Raw genomic sequence first — 12829 nt, forward strand, 5'->3', positions numbered from 1 at the left:
TGTTGCCACGACACGCCGAGGTCGACGGCAATAACTTCATGATCGACGTAACAGGTGGCAGTGGGTGGGCCGGTCGGTAGGGTGGGCCGGGTGGAGGCGTTTGGGGTACTAGCTGAGCGGGTTGTCGAGGCACTGCTGGAGTCACGGCCGGGGGTTGCCACCGCTGCCGGGGACCACCGGTTCGACGACCGGCTGCCGGACCTGTCCGTCGACGCGCTGGCCGCCGACCGGGCGATGCTCTCCGACGCGGCCAACGCCCTGTCCGAACTGGACCCGGACTCGCTCGACGTGGAAGAGCAGGTCGACCACGCGCTGCTCAGCTCATTCGTGGACCGGGAGCTGTTCGAGCTGACCGAGATCCGGTCGCACGAGTGGGATCCGCTGCGCCACAATCCCGGCGCGCTCCTGCACCCGCTGCTGGCCCGCCCGTACGCCCCGGCGGAGGTGCGGCTGACCCAGCTGGCCGGCCGGCTCGCCGCCGTACCGGACGCCCTCGCCACCGCCCGTGCGACGCTGCGGGACATGCCGCGGATCCACGCGGAGACGGCGGTCGGCCAGTTCGCCGGCACGGCCGCGCTGATCCGCGACGAGCTGCCGCCGCTGCTCGCCCAGGCCCCGAGCGCCCTCGACCGGGTCGAGCCGGCGGCCACGGCGGCGATCGCCGCGCTGGAGGAGTTCGTCGCGTGGCTGCGCGCCGGCCTGGCCGCCGACGCCGGCCCGGGGCGGGACCCGCGGCTGGGCCGCCGCCGCTGGGAGGCCCGGCTCTGGCACACCCTCGACACCGAGCTGGGCGCCGCCGAGATCCAGCGCCGCGCCTGGGCCAACCTGGACCGGGTCACCGCGGAGATCCGCGAGGCGGCCGTCGAGCTGGTCGGCGGCCCGGCCGACGACGCGTCCGTCCGCCGGGCGCTGGACGTGCTCGCCGCCGAGCACCCGGACGACGCGACGATCGTCGACCTGGCGGGGGTGACCCTGGACGAGGCGACCGACTTCGTCCGCGCGCACGACCTGGTCACCCTGGTCGACGACCGGTGCGTGATCCAGGAGATGCCGGAGTTCGCCCGGGGTGTCGCGGTGGCCTACTGCGACGCGCCCGGCCCGTTGGAGACCGCGGCGGTGCCCACCTTCTACTGCATCGCGCCCACCCCGTCGGACTGGCCGGCGCAGCGGGTGGAGTCGTTCTACCGCGAGTACAACGACCACATGATCCGCAACCTGACCGTGCACGAGGCGATGCCGGGGCACTTCCTCCAGCTCGCCCACGCCCGCCGCTACGTCGGTGGCACCCGGGTCCGGGCGCTGGCCGAGTCCGGCCCGTTCATCGAGGGCTGGGCGGTCTACACCGAGGAGCTGATGACCGGCCTCGGCTACGGCGGTCTGCCGGTGCGGTTGCAGCAGCTCAAGATGCAGCTCCGGATGACCATCAACGCCCTGCTCGACCAGTTGGTGCACGCCGACGACCTGCCAGAGGCCGAGGCGATGGCGTTGATGACCGGGCGCGGCTTCCAGGAGGAGGGCGAGGCGGCCGGCAAGTGGCGCCGGTCGTTGCTCACCTCCACCCAGCTCTCCACCTACTTCGTCGGGTACAGCGAGATGGCCGAGATCGCCGCCGCCCGCCCGGACGGCGTGTCGGTGCGCGACTGGCACGACGCGATGCTCGCCCACGACTGCCCGCCCCCGCGCCACCTGCGCACCCTGCTCGGGGTCTGAGCAACACCGGCGCCCGCGCCGGTCACCGCGTCCCGCCTCAAGATCCGCACAACTTCTCGGATGTTGCTGCCTCCAGCGTCCCGGAGGCAGCAACTTCCCCGAACTTGTGCGGATCTTGAGAGCTGCGGACCGCGGTCACGATCCGCCTGGGCGGCGGTCCACGACGCCGGCGCCGGCCGGCGGGTCGAACGCGTCCTTGTCCACGGTCGCGGAGTAGCGGCTCAGCGCCAGCTCCATCGGCTTGCCGTCGACCGGTCCGGTGAAGCTGCCCAGCACGCCCTCGGTGGTCACGCAGGCGGTGAAGTCGCCGGACGAGTCCTGCACCTCGACGCAGGCGGCGTGGTGCCCTGCGACGGTGGTGTCGCTCTGCTTGATGACCGCCTGCGGGTCGAGCGCGGCGGCGGTCAGCAGCCCGATCACCACCGGCGGCGTGACCAGACCCTGCTGGTTGGCCTCACCGAAGAGGGTCACTGTGGGTTTGCCACCCGGGGTGGGCGGGGCGACGAGCGTGCACTGCGGGCGGGTGCCGGTCGTCGTACACCGGGTGACGGCCTCGGGGGTGACGGTCAGTCGACCTCCGGGGTAGGTGTACGCGGAGCGGGCCGGGTCCTGCGCCTGCACGATCGCGGCGCTCTGGCCGCCGGGCAACTGGTAGTCGGCCGAGTAGGTCAACTCCAGCGCGCGGTCGAGGCGGGCGGCGAGGTCGTTGACGAGTTCCGAGCGACTCATGGCGACTCCGGCGTCCTCGAATGTCTGACAGCCGGTGACCGTGAGCGACGCGATGACCGACACGGCGAGCATGCGGAGGGTGGTCGAGGCGGCGGGCATGGCGACCAGCCTGGTGGATCCGGTCCGCGCAGCGCAAACCCGTTGCCGGTTGACGCCCGGAAATCCGGGAATGTCCGTCAGTGCGGGCCGACTCGGGTGCGCGGGCGACGCCGTGCCCGTTCGCGCCGCCCGATACGCTGCGTTCAACACCTGCCTCAGCCGCACCGTCGCGGCCCACCCACGGACCGGATCACAACAACGAGGAGCGACTCAGTGGCAACCATCGAGGGAATCGTCGCCCGGGAGATTCTCGACTCGCGGGGCAACCCGACGGTCGAGGTCGAGGTCGGCCTGGACGACGGCACGGTGGCCCGCGCGGCCGTGCCCTCCGGCGCCTCCACCGGCGCCTTCGAGGCGATCGAGCTGCGCGACGGTGACGCCGACCGCTACCAGGGCAAGGGCGTGGAGAAGGCGGTCTCCAACGTCGAGGACAAGATCGTCGACCAGATCATCGGGTACGAGGCCAGCGAGCAGCGGCTCATCGACCAGAAGATGCTCGACATCGACGGCACCGACAGCAAGTCGGAGCTGGGCGCGAACGCCATCCTCGGGGTTTCCCTCGCGGTGGCGAAGGCCGCTGCCGGCAGCGCCGAGCTGAGCCTCTTCCGTTACCTGGGCGGCCCGAACGCGCACCTCCTGCCGGTGCCGATGATGAACATCCTCAACGGTGGCGCGCACGCCGACTCGAACGTCGACATCCAGGAATTCATGGTCGCCCCGATCGGCGCCCCCACCTTCCGTGAGGCGCTGCGCTCCGGCGCGGAGGTCTACCACGCCCTCAAGTCGGTGCTGAAGAAGAAGGGCCTGTCCACCGGGCTCGGCGACGAGGGCGGCTTCGCCCCGAACCTGCCGACCAACGCGGCGGCCCTGGACCTGATCGCCGAGGCGGTCGAGAAGGCCGGTTACCGGCTGGGCACCGACATCGTGTTCGCGCTCGACGTGGCAGCCACGGAGTTCTTCGACAACGGCACCTACACCTTCGAGGGTTCCGCGAAGTCCGCCGAGGAGATGAGCAACTACTACACCAAGCTGGCCGGTGACTACCCGATCGTGTCGATCGAGGACCCGCTGGCCGAGGACGACTGGAGCGGCTGGCAGACGCTGACCGCCTCGATCGGCGACCGGGTGCAGATCGTCGGCGACGACCTGTTCGTGACCAACCCGCAGCGCATTGCCCGCGGCATCGCGGAGAAGTCGGCGAACGCGGTCCTGGTCAAGGTCAACCAGATCGGCTCGCTGACCGAGACGCTGGACGCGGTGGACCTGGCCCACCGGGCCGGCTTCAAGTGCATGATGAGCCACCGTTCCGGCGAGACCGAGGACACCACCATCGCCGACCTGGCGGTGGCCACCGGCTGCGGCCAGATCAAGACCGGCGCGCCGGCCCGCTCGGACCGCGTCGCGAAGTACAACCAGCTGCTCCGGATCGAGGAGGAGCTGGCCGACGCGGCGCGCTACGCCGGTGCCGGCGCGTTCCCGCGCTACCGTTCGGCCTGAGACGCGCGAAGCCTCGGGGGAGGGGTGTGACGATGCAGCAGCGCCGCACACCGGGTGGTCAGCGTCCCGCCCGCCGACCGGGTCAGTCCGGTCGGCCGGGTGGTGGCCGCGCCACGCGGGGATCGGTCCGGGAGGCCGGCGTACGCGCCGACCCCCGCGCCGCTGGTCGGGCGCCGGGTGCTGCCCGGGGCGCCGAGGGCGTTCGCTCGGCGAATCGTCCGGCCGCCGCTCGGCGTACCGCCGCCGGCGCAGGCGTGAAGCGGCTCGCCGCGCCCCACCCCCGTCGCTTCACCGGCCGGGCCACAGTGCTGTTCGCGGTCCTGATCGCGCTCGCGCTGGCCTACACGTACCCGGTCCGGGTCTACCTGGACCAGCAGGCCGACATCGAGCGGATGGAGGCGGCCCAGGCGGTGCAGGCGGCGGAGATCGCCAAACTCGAGGCCGAGGCTGCCAACTGGAACGACCCGGCGTACATCAAGACGCAGGCTCGGGAGCGGTTCTTCATGGGCGAGCCGGGCGAGAAGATGATGGTGGTGCTGCACGACCCGGAGGGCGCCGCCCGGGACGCCGGGAAGTCGGCGGGTTCGGCCGCCCCGGCGGAGCCGTCGACCTGGTACGACACGCTCTGGTCGAGCGTGCAGGCAGCCGACAGCCAGCAGCCGGGCAAGTGATCCACCGATCGACGCACCAGGAGAGACCGTGACTGTCGTACCACCGTCGGAGCCGGCGGCGGATTCCGTACCTCTGCCGCAGCGGGAGCCGGCCACGGAGGCCGACCTGGCCGCGGTGGCCGCGCAGCTCGGCCGGACGCCCCGGGGCACCCGGGCGGTCGCCCACCGATGCCCGTGCGGCCTCCCGGACGTGGTGGAGACGACCCCCCGCCTCGCCGACGGCACCCCGTTTCCGACGCTTTTCTACCTGACCTGCCCCCGGGCCACCGCGGCGTGCAGCCGGCTGGAGTCGGCGGGGCTGATGAAGGAGATGGCGGACCGGCTGACGACGGACCCGGAGCTGGCCGCGCACTACCGTGCCGCGCACGAGGACTACCTCGCCCGCCGGGAGGCGGTCGGTGAGGTGCCGGAGATCGCCGGAATCTCGGCCGGCGGGATGCCGGGCCGGGTGAAGTGCCTGCACGTGCACCTGGGGCACGCCCTGGGCGCCGGCCCGGGCGTGAACCCGTTCGGCGACGAGACGTTGGCGCTGGTCGAGCCGTGGTGGTCGGCCGGTCCGTGCGTGGACGTCCCGGCGGGCGAATGAACGCGCCGGCCGAGTCCTCGGCGTCCGAGAGTCAGATCGTGGTGCGGCGGGCCCGCACCGGGGACGTACGGGGCATCCGGCGGCTGGTGGACACCTACACCGACGACCGTCGGCTGCTGAGCAAGGCCACCGTCACCCTGTATGAGGACGTGCAGGAGTTCCGGGTGGCGGTCCGCGCCGACGACGGCGTCGTGGTGGGCTGCGGCGCGCTGCACGTGATGTGGGAGGACCTGGCCGAGATCCGCACGGTCGCTGTGGACCCGTCCTGCCGGGGCCAGCGGATCGGGCACCGGCTGGTGGGGGAGCTGATCGACGCGGCCCGGGAGCTGGGCGTGGCCCGGATCTTCGCGCTCACCTTCGAGACGCGGTTCTTCGGCGCGTTCGGCTTCCAGGAGATCGACGGCGCACCGGTGCCTCGCCAGGTGTACGAGCAGTTGCTGCGCTCGTACGACGAGGGTGTCGCGCAGTTCCTGGACCTGGAGCGGGTCAAGCCGAACACGCTGGGCAACACCCGGATGCTGCTGCGCCTGTAGGTCAGGCCTTGCGGGGGTGCGTCGCGAAGAACTCCCACATCAGGTCGGTGGCCGACAGCCCGGCGGAGGACGCGGCGAGCTGACCGGCTGTCGCCCCCGGCCAACTGTGGCCCATCTCGGGCAGGGTGTAGACGCTGACCTCGCTGCCGTCCGCGCAGCTCGCCACCGTGTGCGTCACACCCGGCACCCCGGCCGCCTTCGGGCTCGGCCGGCAGGAGAGCCGCTGCTGCCAGGTCTGCATGCCGGTCTGGAAGGTCGACGCGTACCGGTCCTGGCCGCCGATGAAGGTGATCACGGAAACGGGGCTCTTCGGCACGTAGCTGTCGGCCGTGGTCAGCTTCCCGCTGTAACCGCCGCTGACCACCCCGATCGCGGCGTACGTGCCGGTGCTCTCCACCGCCGCCCGGAAGCTCATGTCGCCGCCGTTGGAGATGCCGGTGAGGAAGACCTGGTTCGGGTCCGCGTGCCAGGTCTGCACCAGGTGACCGGTGAGAGCGGTGAGGAACCCGACGTCGTCCTGGCTGCCGCAGCAGACCAGCGCGTTGAAGCCTCCGCCCACGCCGTCGGGGTACGCGACCAGCACGTTGTCCTTGTCAGCCTTGGCCTCCAGGCCCGCCAGCTCCCGCATCGCAGAGCCGGTCCCGGGATAGAAGTGCAGCGCGATGACCAGCGCGGACGGCCTGCCCGGGTCGTAGCCGGGCGGTGCGTGCAGCAGATAGGTGCGCTCGACTCCGTTGTGCGTCAGGGTGAGCTCGTGGTCGCCCGCCGCCGGGCGTTCGGTCGACGCGGAGGGAGCGGCGGTCGGGGCCGACGAGGGTTGCCCCCGCTCACCACAAGCTGCGGCCACGACCATGAGGCAGAGCCCCGTCAACACTGCCACCGTCCGCCGCACGCCGGCCACCCCCCGTCGACCCCGCCGTCCACCCTGGAGGGCGTCGGATTGTGGATCAACCCTTTCGGTCCTGGGCGAAGGACGGCAGGCTGTTTCTCATGCTTCGCCTCCATCTCGGGCCGGCGGATCTCTGCCGGGTGCGGTTCGGTGCCCGGCTGCACCCGGTTGGCACCGCGCTGCTGGCCGGCCAGTGGCTGCGGGATCCGACGGTGGCGGCGATGGCGCCGACGCTGGCCGAGCGGGCGGCAGCGCTGGAGAGCACAGGAGCCGCCCAGGCCGCCACCGCGGTTCTGCGGCACCTGCTGCCGGCACGGGGGCGCCTGCCGGACTTCGTCACCCCCTTCGCCGGTGTGGAGTCGGTCGCCGCCGGTCTGGAGGCGATTCAGGCGACCCCGGCACGACGGGTACGCGCCGAGGTCGGCGCGGCGTACGCGGACGTGGCCGCCACCCCGCTGCGGCGGCGGTTCGCCGCAGCCGACCCGGAGATGCTCGACCTGTTCGGCGGGGCCGTCCGCACCTGGTTCGACGCCGTCCTCGCGCCGCACTGGCTCGATCTGGTGTCCGCGTACCGCCAGCAGGTGACCTGCGCCAGTCAACGGCTGGCGCAGCACGGCCTGGCCAGCCTCTTCGCGGGCCTGCACCCGGCCATCCGGTGGCGGGAGCCGGTGCTGGAGGTGCGGACGTGGTGGGACGGCGAACTGCCCGGCACCGGCCACGGGCTCATCCTGCTGCCCTCCCCGCTGGCCGGCCCCCGGCCCCGGGTGCTGGTCGAGCCGGATCGCCCGATCCTGCTCGTCTACCCGGCGCTGATGCCTCCGCGCGCGGCCACCGCCGAGGGCGATCCCCTCGGCCGGTTGCTCGGCGCCACCCGGGCGCTGGTCCTGCGCCAACTCGCGGCCGACGGCGGGATGACCACCACGGTGCTGGCGCGGGCCGTCGGGATCAGCCTCTCCTCGGCCTCGGAGCACGCCACCGCGCTGCGGGCCACCGGCCTGGTGGCCAGCGAGCGGGACGGCGGGTCCGTGCGACACCACCTGACGGCGCTCGGCGCGAACCTGCTGCGGGGCCTGCCGGGCGACTCGTTCGAGGCGGGTCCGTCGGCCGCCCAGGCAGCCGGGTGGCCGCCCGCCCTGCCGTAAGGTTGCTGCCGTGACGACGCGAGTGGCGGCCATCGACTGCGGGACCAACTCGATCCGACTGCTGGTCGCCGACCTGCCCGGGGAGTCGGCCGGGCCGCAGGCGCCGCTGGTCGACCTGACCCGCCGGATGGAGATCGTCCGGCTCGGCCAGGGTGTGGACCGCACCGGTCGGCTGGCACCGGAGGCGATCGAACGGACCCGGGTGGCGCTCGCGTCGTACGCCGCCGACATCGAGAAGTTTGGCGCCGAGCGGGTCCGCATGTGTGCCACCTCCGCCTCCCGCGACGCCGCCAACGCCGCCGACTTCACCGCGATGGTGCAGCGCACCCTCGGCGTCGAGCCCGAGGTGGTCACCGGCGACGAGGAGGCCCGACTGTCGTTCACCGGCGCGGTGCGCGGGCTCCCGGCCGACGCGAAGGCGCCGTTCCTGGTCGTCGACATCGGCGGAGGCTCCACCGAGTTCGTGGTAGGTGACCGGGCCGCCGGCGTGCGCGCGGCCATCTCGGTGGACATCGGCTGCGTCCGGATGACCGAGCGACACCTGCCCGGTGACCCGCCGACGCCCGAGCAGGTCGCCGCCGCGCAGGCCGACATCGCGGCCGCCGTCGACCGGGCGCTCGCCGTGGTGCCCGGCCGCGAGGCGGCAACCCTGGTCGGTCTCGCCGGGTCGGTCACCACAGTCGTCGCCCTCGCGCAGGGCCTGCGGGAGTACGACCCGGAGCGCATCCACCACGCCCGGGTGTCGTACGAGGCGGTCGCCCAGGTGACAGCGGACCTGCTGAGTCAGACCCGTGAGCAGCGGTTGGCGAACCCGGTGATGCACCCGGGCCGGGCCGACGTGATCGGCGCCGGCGCGCTGGTGCTTCGCGTGATCATGGAGCGGGCCGGGATGCCGTCGGTGGTCGCCTCCGAGCACGACATCCTCGACGGCATCGCCTGGAGCCTGGCCACCTGATCGACTCGGTTTCCTGAAAGTCGCGGTGTCCCAGCAGGGCGGATACCCCGATTTCCAGAAAGTCGAGTCGATCAAGGTTTCGGTAGGGCCGTGCCCCCTCGCCTGCGTGTCGGGGCGGAATCGTTGACGCTACTGCGCATTGCGCACTAGTCTGCAATGCGTGGACACCACACAGTTGCTGAAGGGCGTGCTCGATCTGGCCGTCCTGGCCGTGCTCCGAGAGGAGGACGGCTACGGTTACGACATCCTGCGCCGGTTGCGCGAGGCCGGCCTGGAGGAGGTCGGCGACGCCTCGGTCTACGGGACGCTGCGCCGCCTCTTCGCCGCCGGCCTGCTCACCACGTACGTCGTGCCGAGCGAATCCGGGCCGCACCGCAAGTACTACTCACTCAACGCCGCGGGGCGTGACCAGTTGACCCGCTCCGGCAAGCTCTGGCGCTCGTTCGCCACCACCATGGACAGTCTGCTCGACGATCGGGGGATGGCGGCATGACCGTCACGGAGCAGGAGATCACCGACTACGTGGCGCGGGTCCGGGCCGCTCTGGCCGACCTGCCAAGCACCCAACGCGACGAGCTGACCGAGGATCTCGCCGACCACCTCACCGAGGTCGCGGCCGAGGCCGAGGGCACTCTCGTCGAGCGGCTGGGCGAGCCCGAGACGTACGCAGCCGAGCTGCGCGCCGCGGCCGGCGCCGCCGCCGGGGGCGGTGGGCGCAATCTCGACCAGCGGGTCGCCGCCGCGCTGGTCGGGGTCCGCAGCCGCCTGCGCACTGTCGACACCCGACTGGGCCCACCGTTGGGATACGAGACGGCGAGCGACTTCCTCCGGTTGTTGCGCCCGGGCTGGTGGGTGCTGCGCGGCTACCTGGCGGCGATGCTGGTCACGGTCATCTCCACCGGCGGCAACTATTACAACCTGTTGCCCCGGTTCGGTGGAGAGCTGCTCGCCGGCCTGATCATGCTGGTCGGCTTCGTGCTCGCCTCCATCTGGATTGGCCGCCAGTCCGCCCGGCTGACCCGCTGGCCACGTTCGGCGGTGCAGGTGGGCAGCGCGGTGCTGGTGGTCTTCGCGTTGGCCGCACTGGTCAACACCGAGGACCGGCTCGGCCGTGACTACTACTACGACCAGACCTCGGTCGACAGCCAGTACGGCCAGATCCGGGACGTCTTCGTCTACGACAGCGAGGGCCGGCTGGTGGAGAACGCCCGGCTCTTCGACCAGAACGGCAACCCGATCCGGCTGGGCTACCCGGACTGCGGTGGCCGCATCGACGAGTACGGCAACCCGCTGCTGCGGCCGTACCCGTACTGCCCGGAGCAGGCGCCGTTCGGGCCCCGGGCCCCGGGCGCGCCCCTCGCTCCCACGCCGCCCGCGACCACGCCGGACCCGAGCGGCACGCCGGACCCGAGCACCACACCCGGTCCGACCGGGACGCCGACGGCGACCGGGACGCCCACCGGCCAGCCCACGGCCGGCAGCACCGTGACGCCGAGCGACGCACCGGCTCCAACTCCGACGAGCTGAGTCGCGGTGTGAAGTGGATCATGCTGCTGAAGCTGGGAAATAACTGAACGGACGAGGCGAGCGGGACGGCACCGTAAATCAATGATCGTTACGGTGTCGTCTGCTCATCAACCCCTCGGAAGGACCCCCCGTGCCAGACCAGGTCGCACCGCCCTCCGCGCCCGACGCCGCAGCACCCCAGCCGGCCGTCGAGACGCCGCAGCCGACGCCGGCCCAGCCGCAGGCGGCCACGTCAGATGCGGCCGAGCCGCCGGAGGCGAAGCCGGGAACGGCCGACCCGCAGGCCGCCAAGCCGGAGGCGGCGGACCCGCAGGTGGCCAAGCCGGAGGCGGCGGACCCTCAGGCCGCCAAGCCGGAGGCGGCGGACCCGCAGGCCGCCAAGCCGGGTGCGGCCGACCCGCAGGCGGCCACGTCGGATGCGGCCGTGCCGCCCGCGACCGCCACGGCGACGGCCGAGCCGGAGGCGAAGAAGTCCGGTACGAAGAAGGCTCTGGGCATCGTCGGCGCGATCCTCGCGATCGTCGTCGTCGCCGGTCTGAAGTTCGGCCTCGCCTCGGCGATCGGCGGCTACTTCAACAAGGACGAGACCGCCGACGCCAAGGCCGGCGACTGCATCGCCGAGCTGCCGGAGGTCACGGGGACCGGGCAGGAGAAGGTCGACGGCGCCAAGGTCGTCGAGTGCACCTCGACCGACGCGGCGTACACCGTGGTTGGTCGGGTGAACGACCAGAGCGAGGCGCAGGCCAAGGCCGGCACCGCCTGCGACTCGTTCTTCCAGAACGACGAAGAGGGCTACATCTTCTCCAGCGTCGAGCCGGGCAAGTCGGGCTACGTGCTCTGTCTGACCAAGAAGGCCTGACCGGCGCGCCAGGCCAGCATCGACGGCGGCGGGAGCAGACCCCGCCGCCGTCGGCGTACCCGCAGTCACCGGCCGGCGAACAGGAGGTGAATGCCACTGTTCCGGCGTCTTCCGGACGGCCGCGTGGCGTGGCAGGCTACCGGCACGTAGGACCACTGGGCGACCAGCCAACGATGACTGACCGCTAGGAGGACGGCCCATGGGCGAAATGGTGAGCTACCGCAGCAACGGGGGCATGAGCGAGGGGTATCTCGCGATACCCGCCAGCGGCATGGCCAGCCCTGCCGTCATCGTCATCCAGGAGTGGTGGGGCCTCGTCCCGCACATCCGGTCGGTGGCGGACCGGTTCGCCGAGGCTGGTTTCGTCGCCCTCGCGCCCGACTTCTACCACGGTGAGACGACCAGCGAGCCGGACGAGGCGCAGCGGTTGCTGATGGCGATGCGGATGGACGAGGCGGCGAAGGACATCGCCGGTGCGGCCGACTATCTCGCGGGGCGTCCGGAGGTGACCGGTAAGGTCGGTGCCGTGGGCTTCTGCGCCGGTGGCAGCCTCGCCCTCTGGTCAGCCACCATCTCCGAGCGGATCGTCGCGACCGCCGGCTTCTATCCCGTGCTGCCGTGGGAGTCGATGCGCCCCGACTGGGCCGACTATGCCGGCAAGGCCGCGGTCATCCACTGCTCCGAAGAGGACGGCACCTCGGCCGCCGAGGGCTTACAGACCGCCCGTCGGGCCATCGAGGAGGCCGGCGGTGACTGCCACCTCTACGACTACCCGGGCACCTCGCACGCCTTCTTCAACGACGACCGGCCGGAGGCGTTCGACCAGCGCGCCGCGTCCAGCGCCTGGGCTCGCACCCTGGAACTCTTCCGGGCCAAGCTTGGCTGAGTCGCGTACCCCCGAGGAGGTGGTCGCCCGCGCAGCGCGGGCGCCCGACCTGGCGGACCTCGACGCGGGTGTCAGCGACTGTTTTGCCTGCCCCCGGCTGGTCCGGTGGCGGGAGGAGGTGGCCCGCACCCGCCGGGCCGCCTTCCGCGACCAGGAATACTGGGGCCGGCCGGTGCCGGGTTTCGGCACCGCCGACGCGCGGATCGCCATCCTCGGGCTGGCGCCCGCCGCGCACGGCGGCAACCGCACCGGCCGGATCTTCACCGGTGACCGGTCCGGCGACGTGCTGTTCGCCGCGCTGCACCGGGCCGGGCTGGCCAACCAGCCGACCAGCGTCGCCGCCGCCGACGGGCTCGCCCTGCGGGACATCCGGATCTTCTCGGCCGTCCGATGTGCGCCGCCGGACAACAAGCCGACGCCGCAGGAGCGGGACACGTGCGCACCCTGGCTGCACCGGGAGGTCACGCTCATCCGTCCCACGCTGCGCGTCGTGATCGCGCTCGGCGCGTTCGCCTGGGCCGCGTGGTGGCCGGTGCTCCGTCAGGTGTACGCGCTGCGCCCGCCCAGCCCGCGACCGGCGTTCGGTCATGGGGCACACTGGTCCGGCACGGACGCGCCGGACCTGTTGGGCTGCTACCACGTCAGCCAGCAGAACACCTTCACCGGGCGGCTTACACCAGAGATGCTGGACGATGTCTTCGGCCAGGCTAAACAGCTGGCCGGGGTGGACTGAGACGCGTGGGGCG

General features: G+C 72.3%; 14 protein-coding genes. 12 read left to right on the forward strand and 2 right to left on the reverse strand.

Annotated features, from left to right (window positions below):
- Positions 1–90: 90 nt before the first annotated feature.
- The gene (locus GA0070619_RS00510; RefSeq protein ID WP_088951462.1) at positions 91–1710 is read left to right on the forward strand and encodes a DUF885 domain-containing protein; all 1620 of its coding nucleotides are present in this window, start codon (positions 91–93) and stop codon (positions 1708–1710) included.
- A 135-nt stretch (positions 1711–1845) separates the two neighbouring features.
- Here GA0070619_RS00510 and GA0070619_RS00515 read toward each other — a convergent pair whose 3' ends face one another.
- Positions 1846–2538: a hypothetical protein gene (locus GA0070619_RS00515; RefSeq protein WP_088946233.1), complete on the reverse strand. Its 693-nt coding sequence runs from the start codon at positions 2536–2538 to the stop codon at positions 1846–1848.
- Positions 2539–2751: 213 nt separating this feature from the next.
- On the opposite strand from GA0070619_RS00515, the gene eno reads away from it, so the two are divergent.
- The 4 genes from eno to GA0070619_RS00535 are packed head-to-tail and all read left to right on the forward strand — an operon-like array spanning position 2752 to position 5825.
- A complete protein-coding gene (gene eno, locus GA0070619_RS00520; RefSeq protein WP_088946234.1) occupies positions 2752–4035 on the forward strand; it encodes a phosphopyruvate hydratase in 1284 nt (427 codons plus the stop codon).
- Positions 4036–4067: 32 nt separating this feature from the next.
- Positions 4068–4706: an FtsB family cell division protein gene (locus GA0070619_RS00525; RefSeq protein ID WP_088951463.1), complete on the forward strand. Its 639-nt coding sequence runs from the start codon at positions 4068–4070 to the stop codon at positions 4704–4706.
- Positions 4707–4734: 28 nt separating this feature from the next.
- On the forward strand, positions 4735–5292 hold the full coding sequence (locus GA0070619_RS00530; RefSeq protein ID WP_088946235.1) for a DUF501 domain-containing protein: 558 nt from the start codon (positions 4735–4737) through the stop codon (positions 5290–5292).
- Entirely contained in the window at positions 5289–5825 is a 537-nt protein-coding gene (locus GA0070619_RS00535) for an amino-acid N-acetyltransferase (RefSeq protein WP_088946236.1), read from the forward strand. The genes GA0070619_RS00530 and GA0070619_RS00535 overlap by 4 nt, the downstream gene beginning before the upstream one ends.
- A gap of 1 nt (position 5826) precedes the next feature.
- Here the strand turns inward: GA0070619_RS00535 and GA0070619_RS00540 are convergent, their stop codons facing one another.
- Positions 5827–6717 carry a CE1 family esterase gene (locus GA0070619_RS00540; protein ID WP_231927216.1) on the reverse strand — a complete coding sequence of 297 codons (891 nt, stop codon included), beginning with the start codon at positions 6715–6717 and terminating at the stop codon, positions 5827–5829.
- 98 nt (positions 6718–6815) lie between these two features.
- Here GA0070619_RS00540 and GA0070619_RS00545 point away from each other — a divergent pair, with 98 nt between their 5' ends.
- The 7 genes from GA0070619_RS00545 to GA0070619_RS00575 all read left to right on the forward strand — a co-directional run bounded on the left by GA0070619_RS00545 (position 6816) and on the right by GA0070619_RS00575 (position 12816).
- The gene (locus GA0070619_RS00545) at positions 6816–7856 is read left to right on the forward strand and encodes an ArsR/SmtB family transcription factor (RefSeq protein ID WP_088946237.1); all 1041 of its coding nucleotides are present in this window, start codon (positions 6816–6818) and stop codon (positions 7854–7856) included.
- A 22-nt stretch (positions 7857–7878) separates the two neighbouring features.
- A complete protein-coding gene (locus GA0070619_RS00550; protein WP_088946238.1) occupies positions 7879–8811 on the forward strand; it encodes a Ppx/GppA phosphatase family protein in 933 nt (310 codons plus the stop codon).
- Positions 8812–8971: 160 nt separating this feature from the next.
- Positions 8972–9304 (forward strand): PadR family transcriptional regulator, encoded by a 333-nt coding sequence (locus tag GA0070619_RS00555; protein ID WP_074316865.1) that lies wholly within the window; start codon positions 8972–8974, stop codon positions 9302–9304.
- The gene (locus GA0070619_RS00560) at positions 9301–10338 is read left to right on the forward strand and encodes an HAAS signaling domain-containing protein (protein WP_088946239.1); all 1038 of its coding nucleotides are present in this window, start codon (positions 9301–9303) and stop codon (positions 10336–10338) included. Before GA0070619_RS00555 ends, GA0070619_RS00560 begins: the two co-directional genes overlap by 4 nt.
- 130 nt (positions 10339–10468) lie before the next feature.
- Complete coding sequence (locus GA0070619_RS33725; protein WP_269458545.1) at positions 10469–11197, forward strand: LppU/SCO3897 family protein; 729 nt, start codon at positions 10469–10471, stop codon at positions 11195–11197.
- Between the two features lie 199 nt (positions 11198–11396).
- A complete protein-coding gene (locus GA0070619_RS00570; RefSeq protein ID WP_088946241.1) occupies positions 11397–12083 on the forward strand; it encodes a dienelactone hydrolase family protein in 687 nt (228 codons plus the stop codon).
- Entirely contained in the window at positions 12076–12816 is a 741-nt protein-coding gene (locus GA0070619_RS00575) for a uracil-DNA glycosylase (protein ID WP_414855620.1), read from the forward strand. The genes GA0070619_RS00570 and GA0070619_RS00575 overlap by 8 nt, the downstream gene beginning before the upstream one ends.
- The last annotated feature ends 13 nt before the right edge of the window (positions 12817–12829 follow it).

This window comes from Micromonospora zamorensis (assembly GCF_900090275.1).
GTDB lineage: Bacteria > Actinomycetota > Actinomycetes > Mycobacteriales > Micromonosporaceae > Micromonospora > Micromonospora zamorensis.